This window comes from Roseibium sp. QJM3NY_11 (assembly GCF_056173175.1).
In genome coordinates this window covers 198,056-215,000 of sequence record NZ_CM149660.1, presented here as the reverse complement: position 1 = coordinate 215,000, position 16,945 = coordinate 198,056, and the positions used below count along the sequence as shown (strand labels likewise).

Sequence of the window (16,945 nt, the reverse complement as noted above, 5' to 3'; positions counted from 1 at the left end):
GTAACGACTTCCCCGCTGTCTCCAGCATAGACTCAGTGAAATTGAATTCCCCGTGAAGATGCGGGGTTCCTGCGGTCAGACGGAAAGACCCCGTGCACCTTTACTACAGCTTCACACTGGTATTCGTCACGACATGTGTAGGATAGGTGGTAGACGTTGAAGCCTTGGCGCCAGCTGAGGTGGAGTCACCCTTGAAATACCACCCTTGTCGTCATGGATATCTAACCGCGGTACAACCATATCCGGGACCGTGTGTGGCGGGTAGTTTGACTGGGGCGGTCGCCTCCCAAATGGTAACGGAGGCGCGCGAAGGTGGGCTCAGAGCGGTCGGAAATCGCTCGTTGAGTGCAATGGCATAAGCCTGCCTGACTGCGAGACTGACAAGTCGAGCAGAGACGAAAGTCGGCCATAGTGATCCGGTGGTCCCTCGTGGAAGGGCCATCGCTCAACGGATAAAAGGTACGCCGGGGATAACAGGCTGATGATGCCCAAGAGTCCATATCGACGGCATTGTTTGGCACCTCGATGTCGACTCATCACATCCTGGGGCTGGAGCAGGTCCCAAGGGTTTGGCTGTTCGCCAATTAAAGTGGTACGTGAGTTGGGTTCAGAACGTCGCGAGACAGTTCGGTCCCTATCTGCCGTGGGTGTAGGAGAATTGAGAGGATCTGTCCCTAGTACGAGAGGACCGGGATGGACGTACCTCTGGTGGACCTGTTGTGGCGCCAGCCGCATTGCAGGGTAGCTATGTACGGAAGGGATAACCGCTGAAAGCATCTAAGCGGGAAACCCACCTCAAAACCAGTTCTCCCTGAAGAGCCGTGGAAGACCACCACGTCGATAGGAAGCGTGTGGAAGTGCAGCAATGCATGGAGCTTAGCTTTACTAATAGCTCGTTCGGCTTGATCCTCTCATTAGTCAATGCTCATCTTGAAGGGTGCGCATCGTGCCAAACCTACGGTTTGGCCCATCCGGACCCTTCAATCTGATTGTTTGTTTTGTTCTCACGGACGTACCGGTCCTTAACGACCTGTCCTGGGAACCACGCGGCCTGACCGGCCGGCGGCCGCTTGGCCTTGCCTTCGCTGCGCTCGGAACAGTCGTTCCCTCGCAACGCCGGCAGTAAGCAGCCCGAAAACAGCCAATCACATCAAAATCATCGATAAGACCAGTTTGTTCTCAGCGCTTCACGCTCAAAACCCGCAAGGGAAAAGAGCCGAACCGATAGGTTCGCAAAGCGCGACCGCGCGTCGGCCACAATTGGCCGCGCCTGCGCAGGTTAGGGCCAAAGGCCCGCTCAACCGTGAGCACAAACAAACAGACCAGTTTTACCAAGCAAACTGCGCTTCGCCGGCCTGGTGGCCCCAGCGGGGAGCCCCCACCCGATCCCATCCCGAACTCGGCCGTGAAACTCCCCAGCGCCAATGGTACTGCATCTTAAGGTGTGGGAGAGTAGGTCGCCGCCAGGCCTGCAAAACGCAGTTTGACAAAAAAATCTCTTCAACAAAAATACCCAATTAACGCGGGATGGAGCAGTCCGGTAGCTCGTCAGGCTCATAACCTGAAGGTCGCAGGTTCAAATCCTGCTCCCGCAACCAAATAATAAAGCCGCCCACAAAGGGCGGCTTTTTTTTTGGTAACGAATACAGATTTTAACCTGGCCAGCAGCCCGCAAGAAGGGCAACCCCCGACGCAGGGGGACAAAAAAACACTCAAATCAACCTCCCGAAACCAGATAACAACCCCGTCAGAATAGCTGGCGGGGTTTTTTGTTGCTCAACGGATGCCGGTCAGAACTGACGTGCGCCCCTTCAAGAAGGGAAAAACCCGGCGAAGAAAGGCACAAAACAAACCCTGACAACGAAAACAAATCAAAAGCCCGAAGGGGAAACCAGCGGGCGTGCTGGCGTTCAAAAAACAAAACAAAGCTCCTTTCCGGACCGCCTCCGGCCGGGACTCCCAGGTTGTCCTTATTCAGAGGGCAGAGGGCAGAGGGCAGAGCCGGCAAGCAGGAAAAACGACTTCAGGCGCTGAAATCAATTGCGAACATGGGCATGCCGGCCCGCCCGGGAGCGTTGTCGCGGTTCCTGGCCGGGCTCGGTTCGGGCTATCTTCCCATCCAGCCGCCGTCGACGGTCATGACGGTGCCGTGCATGTAGTCAGAGGCGCTTGAGGCGAGGAAAACCACCGGCCCTGCGAAGTCTTCCGCATCGCCCCATCGGCCGGCGGGGATCCTGTCCATGATCGACTTAGACCGCACCGGGTCTTTGCGCAATGCCTCGGTGTTGTCGGTCGCGATGTAACCCGGAGCAATGGCGTTCACATTCACGCCCTTCGACGCCCATTCGTTGGCGAATGCCTTGGTCAATTGTCCGATGCCGCCCTTGGAGGCCGCGTATCCAGGGACGGTGATACCACCCTGGAATGTCAAGAGGGAGGCCGTGAAGATGATCTTGCCATGTCCGCGCCGGGCCATTGTCTCGCCGATCTCGCGAGACAGTATGAACTGGGAGGCGAGATTGACCTCCATGACTTCGTCCCACAACGCGTCGGTGTGTTCGGTGAGGGGCGCGCGCCGGATCGTGCCGGCATTGTTGACGAGGATGTCGATGACCTGGTGCTGCTTTTTGACATCGGCAATGAAGCTTTTCAGAGCCTCGCGATCGGCGAAATCGCACTGATAGCCGTGAAACTCCCGCCCCAGCGCCCGGACCTCCCTTTCGACGTCGCTGCCGCTGGTTTCCAAGCTGGCGCTGACGCCGATGATGTCTGCGCCTGCGTCCGCAAGGGCGACCGCCATCTCCTTTCCTATCCCGCGCCGCGCGCCGGACACCAGGGCGGTCTTGCCGGTCAGGCTGAATTTGTCCAGAACGCTCATTGCGGGTTTCCGTCTATCTTGATCATGGATTTGATGGCGCTCGGATCTCCCGTGAGCGCCTCGAACGCTGCCTGGATATCCTCGAGCGGCTGAATGTCGGTGATGAACGAGGCGCAGTCGACAACACCCTCCGCCAGAAACTTCATGGCATCGTCGTAGTCTTCCGGCCTGTAGACGCGGGCGCCGAACAGCTCCAGTTCGCGCCAGAAAAACTGGAACATGTCGACAACGGGTTTGTTGGCGTGAATGGCGACCATCACGATCCGTCCGCGGGTCGCGGCGGCGGCGGTCATCAGGTCGACGCCCGGCTGACTGCCGGACACCTCGAAGACGACATCCGCTCCCTTGTTTCCCGTCATCTGGTTGATCCGTGCCACCGGATCGTCCTTCCCGGGGTTGATGGTCCTGAAGCCGAGCTTTTGAGCATAGGCGAGCCGGTTTTCGCTGATCTCGCTTATGACGATCTTGCCACCCGCCTGTCGGGCGACCAGAGCCACCAGCAGGCCGATCGGTCCGCCGCCGATGACCAGCACGTCTTCGCCAAGGGCAACCTGCGCGCGCTGCACGTCGTGACAGGCAACGGCGAGAGGTTCGATCAGGGCTGCATGTGCCAGATCGAGCCCTTTCGGCAGGACGTGGACCGTATGCGCGGGCACGTTCCAGAATTCCTGAAAGGCGCCCTCGGAATCGATGCCGATGAATTTCAGATTGTGGCAGATGTGCTGGTGGCCGGCTGTGCAGGCAGGGCATGTGCCGCAATGGTCCAGCGGCCGCACCACGATGGGCTGACCCGCCCTGTAGCCTGTCACACCGTCGCCGATGGCAGCAACCGTCCCGGACATTTCATGGCCGATGGTGCGCTCGAAACCGACCCGCTTGTCCATATGACCCAGATAGATGTGCAGATCGGTCCCGCAGATACCGCAGTAGGCGACCTTGATCTGCAGCTCTCCGGGACCTGGAGGCGTAACTGTTTTTTCTTCAAGCGTGAATGTCTTGTCGCCGCGGTAGACGGCTGCCTTGCTGATCATTTGGACCTCTGGTGCGTGAGGATCTGGTGAGGGGCGAGCAGGTTCCAGTCGAAGGAGACCCCGATGCCGGGTTCATCCGGCGCCTGGGCCAGATGCGCCTTCACCTGGAGGGGCCGCATCGTGTACTGGTCGATGGGGAAGGAATGGACCTCGATCCAGCCTGGATTCGACTGGCCGGAAACGAGACTGACGTGAAGTTCCTGCATGCCGTGGCTGCAGACCGGAATGCCGTGCCGCCTGGACAGGTCGGCGACCTGCAGAAATCCGGTGATCCCGCCGCAATTGGAGGCATCCGGCTGGATGAAGCTCAGCTTCGCCTGTTCGAAGGCGTATTCGAATTCGTGGATCGTATGCAGGTTTTCGCCCATGGCCAGCGGCATACCCGTCGCGTCGGCGATCTGGGCGAAGCCCTGGTAGTTGTCCGGAATGATCGGTTCCTCGAACCACAGCAGGTCGAAGGGTTCGAAGGCGCGCGCGGCCGCGATTGCCTGGTCGGTGGTCATGGAATAGTTGGCGTCGACCATGAAGGCGACATCCGGACCGATCAGGTCCCGGACGGCCGATACGCGGCTGACGTCTTCGGCCAGGGTAGGCTGGCCGATCTTGATCTTGACGCCGTTGAAACCGCGATCGAGGTAGCCCTGGATGCTCTTGAGAAGCTTCGGCAGGGGAAAGTTCAGGTCAATGCCACCGCAATAGGCCTTGCAGCGGTTGCCGGCACCTCCGGCCAGCTGCCAGAGCGGCAGTTCCTTTCTTTTGCCCCTCAGGTCCCAAAGCGCAATGTCGAGCGTGGAGATCGCAAAGGAGGCGATCCCCCCTCTCGCTACGTAATGGACGTGCCATTGCATGGCCTCGTAGAGGTCTTCGACGCAGCTTGCGTCCTGGCCAATCAGAAACGGTGCCAGGTCGTGCTGGATCATGGACGCGATCGCATGCCCGCCCTTGCCGCCGGTGTAGGTGTAGCCGGTTCCGGTGCTGCCGTCGTCGAGGGTCACCGTCGCGGTTATGAGTTCAAACAGCGTATGGTTGCCGTGTTTTGCATCCACCAGTACTTCCGCGAGCGGCACATGGAACAGCTGGGTCTGGATGTTCGTTATCGTACTCATCAGGCGTGCCCCGTTCTTGTCTGCTGGTTCATGATACGCGTCTGGAAAAGGATGACGGCGAAGAGGAATGCTCCGCGGATGACCATTTGCCAGTAGGCGCTGAAACTGATCCAGCCCTTGCCGTTTTCGAAATTGAGGATGTTGAACACCAGGCCGAGGAGCAGCGCTCCGGCGACCGTTGCCGGGATCGATCCGAGGCCTCCGGTCAACAGCGTGCCGCCGACGACGACGGACGCGATTGCCGAGAGCTCCCAGCCGACGCCTTCCAGGGGCTGACCGGCGCCGAAGCCGGACGCGAGAAACACACCGGCCAGGCCCGCGCAGCCGCCGGAGAGCGCATAGACGAAGATCTTGGCGCGGTTCACCTTGAGACCCATCATGACGGAGGCATCCTCGCCGCCACCGACCGCAAGGACCGTTCTTCCAAGGCTCGTCATTTCAAGAACGAACCACAGGCCGACGATCAGAATGGCGACGATCACGATCGACCAGGGCACGAGGTCGAACGCCTGTTCCATGCCGAGCCGGGTAAAGTTGGATCCCCAGTCGACCGCAATCGTCTGCGCGCCGGAAATCACCAGAGACCCGCCTTTCGCCCCCAGCATGGTTGCCAGCGTGGTGATGAATGGAGGGATGCGCAGGTAGACGATGCAGACACCGTTGAAGAGGCCGAAGCCGATCCCGGACAGGATCGCGAGCGGCATGGCGATCTCGATCCCGTAGGGGCTGAGATAGGCGGCGACCACGGAGGTAAAGGCGGCCACCGAACCGACCGACAGATCGATGCCACCCGTCAGGATGACAAAACACATGCCGACCGAAATCGCGATGAACATCGCGTTGTAATTGAGGAAGGATGTGATGTTGTAGGCGCCGCCGAAATTGTCGTAGCGCAACAATCCGAACACGATCAGGACAACGAGCGCCACCCAGACAGCAACGGATTGCGGATTTCGGGAGATGTATTTTCGTAGGTCGAAAGCGGACTGATCAAGCACGTCTCATTCCTTTCGCGCTTGCTGGATGTAGACGGCGGCGAGAATGATGGCGGCCTTGGCGATCAGGGCGACCTCGTCCTCGACACCGTTTGCAAGCAGCGTGTATTTCACCAGCTGGATGATCACGGCACCGAGGATCGCCCCGAAGATCGGCGCCTTGCCGCCCTGGAGCAGGGCCCCGCCGACAACCGCCGCGGCGATGGCGTCGAGTTCCATCAGGTTGCCGTTGCGGGCGGCATCCGAGGCGGAATTGATCGCAACGACGATGAGGCCGGCAAGACCCGACAGGATCGAACAGATGACATAGGCGCCGATCTTGACCTTGCGCACCGGACCGCCGGACAGTTTCGCTGCGCGTTCGTTGCCGCCGATGGCGAGCAGGTACCGGCCGAAAATCGTGCGGTTGACGAGCCAGAACAGGAAAATCGCAATCGCAATCGCCAGCCAGCCCTGGAAGGGAAAACCGAGGATCTTGCCGGTGCCGAGATAGCTGAATTCCGGATTGGAAAAGGTTTGCAGGTTGCCGTTTGTCAGGACCTGGGCAATGCCCCGGCCCGAGATGAACAGGATCAGGGTCGCGATGATGGGCTGAACCTTCAAGACGGCGATGATCGTGCCGTTGAACAGGCCACAGGCAAGCGCGGCAACAAGGGGAAGGAACAGCGATGCGACGAGCCCGAGAACCGGGTAGGCGGTTCCCAGCTCGGACTGGAAGATCAGCGGGGCCAGCGCTCCCGACAACGCCATGACGGCCCCGACGGAAAGATCGATGCCGCCGGTGGCAATCACGAGCGTCATGCCCATCGCGACGATCGCGATCGTCGCCACCTGCGAGATGTTGACCGCTAGCGTCTGCGCCTGCAGGAAGTTGGGTGTCACCACGATGTTGAAGATCAGGATAACCGCCAGTGCGACGAGGCCGCCGTTGTTCTTCAGTCGCGTGGACAGGTCGGTACGGCGGGGTTCATCGGAAATGAGACTTGTCATCTGCCGACCTCCTCATGGTGAGCGAGCGCCTTGACGAGCGCATTTTCGGTGATCCCGGGGTTGGTCAGTTCCGAAACCGCATGGCCCTCGTGCATCACCACGATGCGGTTGGCGCCTTCCACCAGTTCCTCGAACTCGGAACTGATCAGGATGACGGCGTGGCCTTCGTCGACGAAGTTGCGAATGATCGACTGGATTTCCCGTTTCGCGCCGACATCGACGCCGCGTGTGGGTTCGTCCAGGATCAGGATGTCGGGTCTGGTTGCCAGCCAGCGTGCCAGCAGGACCTTTTGCTGGTTGCCGCCGGAAAGCTCCCGGATCGGCTGATCCATATGTGCGGTCTTGATACCGAGTTTCGCGATGAACCCGGCAACCAGCTCCCTTTCGGCCTGCCGGTCAACCTGACCGTTGCGCCTGAGGGCAGGAAGCAGCGCAAGCGTCAGGTTTTCCCGAACCGACATATGCGGGATTATGCCTTCCTCCTTGCGGTCCTCCGTCAGGAAGCCGATCCCGGCGCGGATGGCCGCCGATGGATCTGCGGGCCGGAACGCCGCGCCTTTCAGCGTCATCTGCCCTTGTGTGAGCTGATCGACGCCGAAGAGACTTCTGGCCGCCTCGGTTCGGCCCGAACCCAGCAGTCCGCCGAGGCCGACAATTTCACCCCTGTGCAAGGTCATCGAAAAATCGGACAGGCGAGGCCCGGTCGCTGTTCGTTCGACGTCGAGCACAACTTCCTCGAAACTGGCATCGCCTCCGGAAAGTTCCGTCAGGCCTTCTGCGGCAATCTCATCGGCGTTGCGCCCGAGCATCGCGGCAATCAGGTCGAGTTTCGTGGTGCCGGAAATGGATCTCGAACCGACGGTCTGGCCGTCCCGCATGACGGTGACCCGGTCACAGATCTGAAAGAGTTCGTCGAGGAAATGCGAGACATAGAGCACCGAAACGCCGGAGGACTTCAATTCGCGCACGACGCCGAAAAGGATCTCGACCTCGGAACTGTCGAGAGAGGACGTTGGCTCGTCCATGATCACGAGCTTTGCGTCCATGGAAACGGCCCTGGCGATCGCAACGAGCTGCTGAATTGCCGTCGAGAAACTGCCGAGCGGCGCGGTCACGTCAATGTCTATGCCGAAGCGCGCAAGGATTTCACGGGTTCTGCGGTGTGCCTCGGGCCAGTTGATCATCAGGCCGAGGGTGCGCGGTTCCTGCCCCATCACAACGTTCTCGCTGACGGAGCGAAGCGGCACCAGGTTGAGTTCCTGATAGATCGTCGCGATCCCGGCCTGTTGCGCTTCCCGGGGTGAGGTCAGGTGGCTCGGTTCGCCGGCGAGGGAGATTTCACCCCCGTCGCGCCGGTAGAGACCGGTCAGGATCTTGATCAATGTCGACTTGCCGGCCCCGTTCTGGCCGATCAGCGCATGAACTTCTCCTGGAGAAATTTCCAGAGACGCCCCCCTGAGGGCCGGGATCCCTGCAAAATGCTTGGCAATACCTGACATGGCAAGCAGCGGGGCCATATCGTCTCCTGGTGTCTGGATGAATGAAAAAGCCGGGAGGGAAGGATCCCTCCCGGAAGACGGGTTCAGTAGGCTTCGTCGATGTGGTCCGCAGCATTCTCGGGAGTGAAGATGCGGTCCTCTACCTGAACCCAGGGTTCGATGGTTTCGCCGGCGGCGTAGCGTTTCATGGTGGCGCAGGCGAGCGGTCCGAAGAACGGAGAGCTTTCCACTGTAACGCCCATCTTGCCGTCGATAATCGCCTGCAGCGCGTCGCGGGTGCCGTCAATCGACACGACCAGAACGTCCTCGCCGGGTTTGCGCCCTGCCAGTTCCAGGGCCTGGATCGCACCGATGGCCATTTCGTCGTTGTGCGCGTAGACGATGTTCACGTCCGGGTGCGCCTGCAGCAGGGTTTCCATGACCTGGCGGCCGAGGTCCCGGGCGAAATCGCCGGTCTGTGAGGCAACGATCTCGAACCGCTCGTCCTGCAGGATCCGGTCGTCGAACCCTTTCTTGCGGTCGTTTGCCGGCGACGAACCGGTGGTGCCCTCCAGTTCGACGATGACGCCTTTGTCGCCCTTGAAGTTCTCGATGGTCCATTCGGCGACACGTTTGCCCTGGTCGATGAAGTCGGAGCCGAGGAAGGAGACATAGTCTTCGCCGGCCTTGGCTGCATTCGGATCGACGGAGCGGTCGACCAGGAAGGTCGGAATGCCGGCGGCCTTGGCCTTCTTGACGGCGGGGATCAGGGGTTTTTCCTCACGAGGCGGCAAAAACAGGACATCGATGCCCTGGGCGATCATGCTGTCGACATCCGCAACCTGCTTGGCTGCCGATCCGGCGGCATCGGTCGCGATCAGATCCCAGCCGCAGCTTTCCGCCGTGTCGTGAAAGGATTTGGTTTCAGCTATGCGCCAGGGGTTGTTGGATTCCATCTGGGAGAAGCCGACCTTGTAGCGCTCCTTCACCTCCAGAGGGGGCAGGCCGGCCGCAGCGGCCATTGACGTCATTGCGCCGAATGCGATGGCGGTTGCCAGCAAGAGAGTCCGTTTCATGTTTTCCTCCACTTTGGTGCGGCCAAACTCCTCCGGCCGCTGATCTTGAGGTGTCACCCCCAATTCAGGTACGCGGTCTGTTTGCGCAGATAGTTGTCGAAGCCGTAGCGGCCGTCCTCACCGCCAAGTCCGGACATCCCCCAACCCGTATGGAACCCCTGAACCGCTTCTCCGTTGGAGCGATTGAGGTAGAGTTCGCCGAATTTCAGGAGATAGGGCGCCTGCGCCAGACGCTTGTAATTGTTCGTGAAAAGATAGGCCGACAGGCCGAATTCCGTGTCATTGGCCAGGGCGATGGCTTCCTCGAAACCATCAACGCGCATCGCGACGGCAACCGGCCCGAAGACTTCCTCTCTTGCCGCCGGGTTGCCGTTGTCCTTCACCTCCAGGACCGTCGGGGCATACCAGTGGCCCTTGCTGTAATTGCCGTCCTCGAGAACACCGCCCTCCAGCAGAACCTCCGCGCCGCTTTCGACGCTCTGGCCGACCATCTGCGCAACCTTGTCCCGCTCGACCCGGCTGACCTTCGGGCCGAGGTCCGCGTTCCTCAGCGGGTCGCCGACCGTGAGCGCCCTTGAAGCCTCCACAAACCGGGCGAGGAACTGATCGGCGATCGAGCGGTGCAGATACATGCGCTCGTTGCAGGTGCAGATCTGCCCGCAATTTGTGTAGCGGGCGGCAACGGCTGCCGTTACCGCCGCGTCGATATCGGCGTCTTCCATGACGATGAAGGGCGCCTTGCCGCCCAGCTCAAGGCGCACCACCTTGATGTGCTCGGCGCCGGTCCTGTAGATCGCGCGGCCGGCGCGCGTGCTTCCCGTCATGGTGATGAGACCGGACACGGGGCTTCGCACGAGGGCGTCTCCGACCACGGGGCCACGTCCTGTCACCACGTTGAAGACGCCACCGGGGAGGCCGGCCTGCTGGCTCAGCGCGGCCAGTGCAAGTCCCGAAAGAGGGGTCGCTTCATGCGAAAGCAGGACGAAGGTGTTTCCGGCAACGAGCGCGGGGCCAAGTTTTCTGGCAGCCAGGGCCGACGGGTAGTTCCAGGCGGTGAGCCCGACGACGACACCATAGGGGTGCCGCCTGATATGGATTTCTTCCGACGGGCTGTCCGACGTGACGATATCACCCTCGATGCGCCTGGCGTTTTCCGCGGCGTACCTGAGGAAAGTGACGCTTGCCGAGATCTCCTCGAACGCGTGGTTGAGTGGCTTGCCCTGCTCCAGCGTGACGAGACGGGCAAGATGGGCGGCGTTTGACTCGATCGCGTCGGCCAGCGCAGCGACTGCGCGCCCGCGCTCGACCGCCGGCAGCGCCGCCCATGCGGGAAAAGCCTCCTGCGCCGCCCGGAGTGCGGCCTCGGCATCTTCTTTTGTGCCGTCGACCACGCTGGCGATGATTTTTTCCGTCGCGGGATTCTCGACGTCGATCGTTGAACGGTTTTCTGCACCGGTCCATTGTCCGCCGATAAACATGCCTGAGGACTTTCCGGGATCGGAAGGGAGCGAAATGTCAAACACCAGAGACGCCTTTTGGTCATACCAAATTAGGTTCAATAAGAATCAAAACAGGATTGGAGTCAAACCGAAACTTTGGGCGGATCTGAAAATCATCCGGAAGTCGCGGAATTTGGGCTGATTTTTGTGGGTTGATTGGTGTTTGTCGAATTTACGATTTCACCATAGGGAATTTTATGTCATACCAAAATTCAGAAAGCAGAGGCAGAGAATGGACAGCAGGCGTTCCTCAGAACCGGGTGTCGAAGGCGGGCGGGCTGCCGATCATGTCGTAGCCGCGATCGAGGCCCAGATCGTGTCGGGTGAACTGGAGAATCGATCGCCGCTGCCGGCGGAGCGGGACCTGATGACCCGGTTCGGTGCCAGCCGAACGGTCATTCGTGAAGCGATCTCGAAGCTGTCCAGTCTCGGTCTCGTGGAAACGCGGCCCCGCTTCAGGCCGGTCGTGCGCAAACCGGACTACGCGACGGTGCTGCACGCCTGCGGCAACGTGGTCCAGCATCTCCTGACGGACAGGACCGGCATCAAGAACCTTTACGACAGCCGCGTTTTCATCGAACGCGCGCTGGTGAGAGAAGCGGCGATTTCCGCCCGCAAGGAGGATATCGTCGATCTCAAGAAGGCGCTGGAAGACAACAGGAACGCCATCCCGGATTCGGCCGCGTTTTATCGCACGGACGTGGCGTTCCACGGTGTGCTGTACAGAATTCCGAAAAATCCGATCTTCCCGACGATCCATGAGGGCTACACCTCCTGGCTCGCGCCGCAGTGGGACCGGATGCTGCGGTCGCCGGAACGAAACGAAATGAACTACCTTGCGCACAAGTCGATCCTGGAAGCGATCCTGGAACGCGATCCGGCGGCTGCGGAAGAGGCGCTTACCAATCACCTCAAGGCCGCCTGGGAATTCGTCCGCGTGACATTCGACTGGTCGGAAGGATGACGGCCGAATACGACCACATCGTCATCGGGGGCGGCTCGGCAGGGGCCGTCGCCGCCGCACGACTCGTGATGCAGGGCAATGCCAGGGTTCTGCTTCTGGAGGCGGGGCATTCGCACCGCCATCCGCTGCTCGACATGCCGCCCGGCATCTTCAAGATGATCAACGGGTCGAAATACATGCGCTACCACACCACTGTGCCGCAGGCGCATCTGGACGACAGGGTCCACGATATTCCGCAGGCCAACGTGCTGGGTGGCGGGTCTTCCGTCAATGCGCAGGTCTATATGCGCGGCCGTCCGGCAGACTACGATGCCTGGCAGGCGCAGTTGCGCCGGACCAACGACAATCCGGGCTGGGGCTGGCAGGACGTGCTTCCGTTCTTTCGGGAGATGGAAGCGAACAATCGGCTGGCAGGAGCGCTCCACGGGACCGAGGGAGAGGTGAAGGTATCCGATCCCGGTCATGTCGACGACCTGTCACGCTGGTTCGTGCAGGCAGTGCAAGCGCTCGGAGAACCTTACAACACGGACTTCAACGGACCGACCCAGCGCGGTGTCGGCTTCTACCAGTTCACCAACAGGAACGGCCGGCGGAGTTCGACCGCCTATGCGTTTCTCGAGCCCTTGCGGCAGGATCGAAGACTTGCGGTCCAACTGAACGCGCATGTCGAGCGGATTGTCATGGAAGACGGTCGTGCCGTCGGTGTGCGTTACAGGGATCGGAAGGGCGTTCATACCGCCCGTGCAGCTGGGGAAATCGTTCTGGCCGCGGGGGCGCTGGTCACACCAAAGATCCTGATGCTTTCGGGTATCGGAGACGCGGACCATCTGCGTGATCACGGGATCGATGCCGTCGTCGACCTGAAGGGCGTCGGCCAGAACCTGATCGATCATCCGGAAGTGCCCATCACCGCCTATGCCAACGGCCGATATGGCTATTTCCGGCAGGGTGAGGGCTGGCGCATGCTCAGGAACGGAGCGCAGTTCAAACTGTTCGGCAGCGGTCCCGTTACGTCCGCGGGCGTGGAAGCCGGCGCCTTTGTCAACCCGGCGGACCGGGACGGGGAGCCGACCATCCAGGCTTTCTGCGTCCCGATTGTCTATCTGGACCGGGATGCGCGCGCGGAACTCAAGGACGGCTACGGTGTCACCATCACCACTGTCGTGGTCAAGCCACGCTCGCGGGGAGAGGTGCGGCTTGCATCCGCAGATCCGCAGCAGATGCCGCTTGTCAGTCCCAACCTGCTGAAGGACGAGGCCGACATGCGGGAGATGATTGCCGGCCAGCGGTTCTTTCTCGAGGTGTTTCGGTCACAGCCCTTGTCGTCGAGGCTCAAGGGCGTGGCCATTCCCGATCCCCGGGATACGTCCGATTCAGCATTGCGCCGCCATTGCAAGCGGTTCGTCAAAACCAATTACCACCCGGCCGGAACGGCCCGGATGGGAGCGGACGGAGACCCCATGGCCGTGCTGGATGCCAGGATGCGGGTCAGGGGGGTGGATGGCCTGCGCGTCTGTGACATGTCCGCGGTTCCGGACATCAATGCCGGAAACACCAATGCGCCGGCAATGATGCTCGGGGCGCGCTGTGCGGAGTTCGTTCAAGGTTCATGATCGGTGGCCTGGCAAGAGGGGCGCCGGCTGTCATTGCATCAGCCGGTCCCGTTCCATTCCGCCAGTCCCGGACCGCCCGGGGGCCGGCGTTGCGCAAGACCGGCACATGATCGGGCGTCATCGGGAAATCGGCAGTGATCTCTTTCAGCCCGGGGGCGCGGTCGGCGACGATTGCGGTTCCTGATCCCGGTTGGGAGGGAGCATGCGTGTTTTGCGCCAGCCGTTCGAGATCCGGTAGATCACGACGAAGAACAGGGGCACGAACAGGACGCCCAGGATGGTCGCGGAGAGAACGCCGCCCATGACGCCGGACCCCATGGCCGTGCGTCCGCCCGCACCGGCTCCGGAGGACAGCACCAGGGGCAGCACACCCAGCGTGAAGGCCATGGATGTCATCAGGATCGGCCGGAACCGCTGCTGGGCGGCGTCGACCACGCCGGCAAAGAGCGTGTCCCCCGCTTCCATCCGCTCGCGGGCAAACTCGACGATCAGGATGGCGTTCTTCCCGGTCAGGCCGATGACCGTCAACAGCGCCACCTGAAAATAGACGCCGTTTTCAAAGCCGCCGACCCAGGCCCCTGCCAGCGCACCGGCAATCCCGATGGGCATTGCCAGCATGACCGCGAAGGGGATCGACCAGCTTTCGTAAAGTGCGGCAAGACAGAGGAAGACCGCGGCAAGCGACAGGGCGTAGAGAAGACCGGCCTGATCGCCGGATTCGCGTTCCTCCAGCGAAAGCCCGGTCCACGCAATCTGGTAGCCCGGGGGTAATTGCGCCGCCAGGGCTTCCATCTCGATCATGGCCTCTCCGGATGACACGCCGGCCGCCGGGCTGCCCTGAAGCTGGACGGCGGCGACGCCGTTGTAGCGGTAAAGCCCCTGAGGCCCGAACCGCCAGTTGGCGTTGGAGAAGTTCGACAGGGGCACCAGACCGCCCGTGTCATTGCGAACCCGCCATTGTTCGATATCTTCCGGCACCATGCGGTAGGGCGCATCGCCCTGGACGTAGACCCGCTTGATGCGGCCGCGATCCAGGAAGTCGTTCACGTAGCGTCCGGCCCAGGCAATGGACAGCATGTCTCCGACATCGGTTGCCGACAGACCCATGGCGCCGGCAACGCGCCAATCCAGATCGATGTTGAACTGGGTGGCGTCCTCGAGACCGTTCGGCCGGATCTGACCGATCAGACTGCTCTTGCCCGCCAGCCCCATGAGCTGGTTGCGCGCCGCCAGCAGTTGCTCGTGTGTCTGGCCATCGCGGGCCTGCAGGTAGAAATCGAACCCGCTGACATTGCCGAGTTCGATCACCGCGGGCGGGACGATCGGGAACACCAGGGCTTCCTTGATCCGGGAGAAGACGCCGAAGGCCCGGCCCGCGATCGCCTGAACACTGCGGTCCGGCGTCGTGCGCTCGTCCCAGTCCTTCAGGCTGACGAATGCCAGGCCCATGTTCTGACCCTGGCCGGCGAAGCTGAAGCCGCGCACCGTGAACAGGGAAGCGACATTCTCGGCCTCGGTCTCCATGTAGTGCTGTTCGATCTGTTTCAGGACCGCTTCGGTCGCCTCCGCGGTCGTTCCCGTCGGACCCTGCACGAGGGTGAAGAGAATGCCCTGGTCCTCATCCGGCAGGAAGCCGGTCGGCGTGCGCTCGAACAGGACGACCATTCCGGCCCCGATCAGCAGATAGACGATGCCGATCCGCAAGGGGCGGCGGATGATGAAGCCGACGGAAGAGGCATAGCCCCGGGTCAACCGGTTGAAGTTGCGGTTGAACAGTCCGAACACGCCGCGCTCGCGCGCACCTTTTTCAGGCTTGCGCAGAAGGGTCGCGCACAGGGCCGGTGTCAGCGTCAGCGCCACCACGACCGACAGCATCATCGCGGAAACGATGGTGATCGAGAACTGCTGGTAGATCACTCCGGTGGAGCCGGGAAAGAAGGCCATCGGAATGAACACCGCCGACAGGACCAGCGCGATGCCGATCAGGGCCCCGGTGATCTGGCCCATGGATTTCCGGGTCGCTTCATAGGGAGACATGTCCTCCTCCTCCATGATGCGTTCCACGTTCTCCACCACGACGATGGCGTCATCCACCAGAAGGCCGATCGCCAGCACCATGGCAAGCATCGTCAGCGTGTTGATGGTAAAGCCGAACAGGGCGATGATGCCGAAGGTGCCCAGCAGAACGACCGGGACCGCAAGGGTCGGGATCAGGGTCGCCCTGAAATTCTGCAGGAACAGGAACATGACGAGGAAGACGAGCACGATCGCCTCGATCAGCGTGGTGACCACTTCCTTGATGGAAATCTGAACGAACGGCGTGGTGTCGTAGGGAACGACGTATTCGACCCCTTCCGGGAAGAAGGCCGAAACATCCTCGAGCTTCGCCTTGACACGTTCGGCGGTGTCCAGCGCATTGGCGCCGGTCGCCAGCTGGATTGCCATGCCGGCCGTCGGTTTGCCGTTGTAACGGGCGGCGGTGGTGTAGCTTTCCGCCCCGATCTCGACCCTCGCGACATCCCGCAACAGCACGAGGCCCCCGTCGGTCTCCGCACGCACGACGATCTGCTCGAAATCCTCAGGTGTTGAAAGCAGCGATTGCGCGGTGATGGTTGCATTGAGGGCCTGCCCGTCCAGGGCGGGCAGCGAGCCGAAGGATCCGGCCGAAACCTGGGCGTTTTCTTCCGAGACCGCCTGAACGATGTCCGATGGCGTCAGCTCGAAGGCCGCCAGCTGGTCCGGGTTCAGCCAGATGCGCATCGCGTATTGCGCCCCGAAAACCTGGACGTTGCCGACACCCTGTATGCGGCTGAACTGGTCCACCATGTTGGAGACGAGATAGTCGGACAGATCGACTGCATCGAGCGCCCCGTCGGCGGACACGAGCGCTGCCACCATGAGAAAGCCCGCCGAGGATTTCTGAACCGTAACACCCTGCCTCTGCACCGTTTCGGGCAGCAGCGGCGTTGCCTGGCTGAGTTTGTTCTGCACCTGCACTTGCGCGATGTCCGGGTCGGTTCCGGTATCGAAGGTGAGCGTGACGGACGAGGACCCGGTCGAGGTGGAAGACGAGGAGATATACCGGAGCCCGTCGAGGCCGGTCATCTGTTCCTCTATCACCTGGGTGACGGTGTTGTTGACGGTCTCCGCGGAGGCACCGGAATAGGTGGCGTTGACATCAACGGTGGGGGGCGCGATCTGTGGATACTGCGCCACGGGCAGTATCATGATCGCGAGAACGCCGACCCCCATCAAAAGGATCGAGATTACCCAGGCAAAAACCGGGCGGTCGATGAAGAAGCGGGCCATCGCGAA

General features: G+C 61.3%; 11 protein-coding genes, 1 tRNA gene and 2 rRNA genes (1 of these 14 only partly in view). 5 read left to right on the top strand and 9 right to left on the bottom strand.

Features of this window, described 5'->3' with window-relative positions; translation table 11 throughout:
* From AC0VX3_RS00915 to AC0VX3_RS00905, 3 genes are all read left to right on the top strand, one after another.
* Positions 1-910, top strand: a 23S ribosomal RNA gene (locus AC0VX3_RS00915); it begins 1,815 nt to the left of the window's first position.
* A gap of 444 nt (positions 911-1,354) precedes the next feature.
* Positions 1,355-1,469: ribosomal RNA gene (gene rrf / locus AC0VX3_RS00910) — 5S ribosomal RNA — on the top strand.
* Positions 1,470-1,521: 52 nt separating this feature from the next.
* Positions 1,522-1,598: transfer RNA gene (locus AC0VX3_RS00905), tRNA-Met, on the top strand.
* Between the two features lie 509 nt (positions 1,599-2,107).
* Here AC0VX3_RS00905 and AC0VX3_RS00900 read toward each other — a convergent pair.
* From AC0VX3_RS00900 to AC0VX3_RS00865, 8 genes are all read right to left on the bottom strand, one after another.
* Positions 2,108-2,878: an SDR family oxidoreductase gene (locus AC0VX3_RS00900; protein WP_475523156.1), complete on the bottom strand. Its 771-nt coding sequence runs from the start codon at positions 2,876-2,878 to the stop codon at positions 2,108-2,110.
* Positions 2,875-3,909 carry a zinc-dependent alcohol dehydrogenase gene (locus AC0VX3_RS00895; protein WP_475523155.1) on the bottom strand — a complete coding sequence of 345 codons (1,035 nt, stop codon included), beginning with the start codon at positions 3,907-3,909 and terminating at the stop codon, positions 2,875-2,877. Before AC0VX3_RS00895 ends, AC0VX3_RS00900 begins: the two co-directional genes overlap by 4 nt.
* Positions 3,906-5,015, bottom strand: a complete 1,110-nt coding sequence (locus tag AC0VX3_RS00890; protein ID WP_475523154.1) for a mandelate racemase/muconate lactonizing enzyme family protein — start codon at positions 5,013-5,015, stop codon at positions 3,906-3,908. The genes AC0VX3_RS00895 and AC0VX3_RS00890 overlap by 4 nt, the downstream gene beginning before the upstream one ends.
* Complete coding sequence (locus AC0VX3_RS00885; RefSeq protein WP_475523153.1) at positions 5,015-6,013, bottom strand: ABC transporter permease; 999 nt, start codon at positions 6,011-6,013, stop codon at positions 5,015-5,017. The genes AC0VX3_RS00890 and AC0VX3_RS00885 overlap by 1 nt, the downstream gene beginning before the upstream one ends.
* A gap of 3 nt (positions 6,014-6,016) precedes the next feature.
* Complete coding sequence (locus AC0VX3_RS00880) at positions 6,017-7,000, bottom strand: ABC transporter permease (protein ID WP_475523152.1); 984 nt, start codon at positions 6,998-7,000, stop codon at positions 6,017-6,019.
* Positions 6,997-8,517: a sugar ABC transporter ATP-binding protein gene (locus AC0VX3_RS00875; RefSeq protein ID WP_475523151.1), complete on the bottom strand. Its 1,521-nt coding sequence runs from the start codon at positions 8,515-8,517 to the stop codon at positions 6,997-6,999. The genes AC0VX3_RS00880 and AC0VX3_RS00875 overlap by 4 nt, the downstream gene beginning before the upstream one ends.
* Positions 8,518-8,582: 65 nt before the next feature.
* Positions 8,583-9,554 (bottom strand): ABC transporter substrate-binding protein, encoded by a 972-nt coding sequence (locus AC0VX3_RS00870; protein ID WP_475523150.1) that lies wholly within the window; start codon positions 9,552-9,554, stop codon positions 8,583-8,585.
* Positions 9,555-9,607: 53 nt separating this feature from the next.
* Positions 9,608-11,032 carry an aldehyde dehydrogenase family protein gene (locus AC0VX3_RS00865; RefSeq protein ID WP_475523149.1) on the bottom strand — a complete coding sequence of 475 codons (1,425 nt, stop codon included), beginning with the start codon at positions 11,030-11,032 and terminating at the stop codon, positions 9,608-9,610.
* Positions 11,033-11,285: 253 nt separating this feature from the next.
* On the opposite strand from AC0VX3_RS00865, the gene AC0VX3_RS00860 reads away from it, so the two are divergent.
* Both AC0VX3_RS00860 and AC0VX3_RS00855 read left to right on the top strand, forming a co-directional pair.
* Complete coding sequence (locus AC0VX3_RS00860; protein ID WP_475523148.1) at positions 11,286-12,017, top strand: FCD domain-containing protein; 732 nt, start codon at positions 11,286-11,288, stop codon at positions 12,015-12,017.
* Positions 12,014-13,630, top strand: a complete 1,617-nt coding sequence (locus AC0VX3_RS00855) for a GMC family oxidoreductase (protein ID WP_475523147.1) — start codon at positions 12,014-12,016, stop codon at positions 13,628-13,630. Before AC0VX3_RS00860 ends, AC0VX3_RS00855 begins: the two co-directional genes overlap by 4 nt.
* Positions 13,631-13,774: 144 nt before the next feature.
* On the opposite strand, the gene AC0VX3_RS00850 is transcribed toward AC0VX3_RS00855, so the two are convergent.
* Positions 13,775-16,939, bottom strand: a complete 3,165-nt coding sequence (locus AC0VX3_RS00850) for an efflux RND transporter permease subunit (protein ID WP_475523146.1) — start codon at positions 16,937-16,939, stop codon at positions 13,775-13,777.
* Positions 16,940-16,945: the final 6 nt, after the last annotated feature.

Coding starts and splice junctions, on each gene's coding strand:
- AC0VX3_RS00900 (WP_475523156.1), bottom strand. CDS start 2,878: ATGAGCGTTCTGGACAAATTCAGCCTGACCGGCAAGACCGCCCTGGTG.
- AC0VX3_RS00895 (WP_475523155.1), bottom strand. CDS start 3,909: ATGATCAGCAAGGCAGCCGTCTACCGCGGCGACAAGACATTCACGCTT.
- AC0VX3_RS00890 (WP_475523154.1), bottom strand. CDS start 5,015: ATGAGTACGATAACGAACATCCAGACCCAGCTGTTCCATGTGCCGCTC.
- AC0VX3_RS00880 (WP_475523152.1), bottom strand. CDS start 7,000: ATGACAAGTCTCATTTCCGATGAACCCCGCCGTACCGACCTGTCCACG.
- AC0VX3_RS00875 (WP_475523151.1), bottom strand. CDS start 8,517: ATGGCCCCGCTGCTTGCCATGTCAGGTATTGCCAAGCATTTTGCAGGG.
- AC0VX3_RS00870 (WP_475523150.1), bottom strand. CDS start 9,554: ATGAAACGGACTCTCTTGCTGGCAACCGCCATCGCATTCGGCGCAATG.
- AC0VX3_RS00865 (WP_475523149.1), bottom strand. CDS start 11,032: ATGTTTATCGGCGGACAATGGACCGGTGCAGAAAACCGTTCAACGATC.
- AC0VX3_RS00860 (WP_475523148.1), top strand. CDS start 11,286: ATGGACAGCAGGCGTTCCTCAGAACCGGGTGTCGAAGGCGGGCGGGCT.
- AC0VX3_RS00855 (WP_475523147.1), top strand. CDS start 12,014: ATGACGGCCGAATACGACCACATCGTCATCGGGGGCGGCTCGGCAGGG.
- AC0VX3_RS00850 (WP_475523146.1), bottom strand. CDS start 16,939: ATGGCCCGCTTCTTCATCGACCGCCCGGTTTTTGCCTGGGTAATCTCG.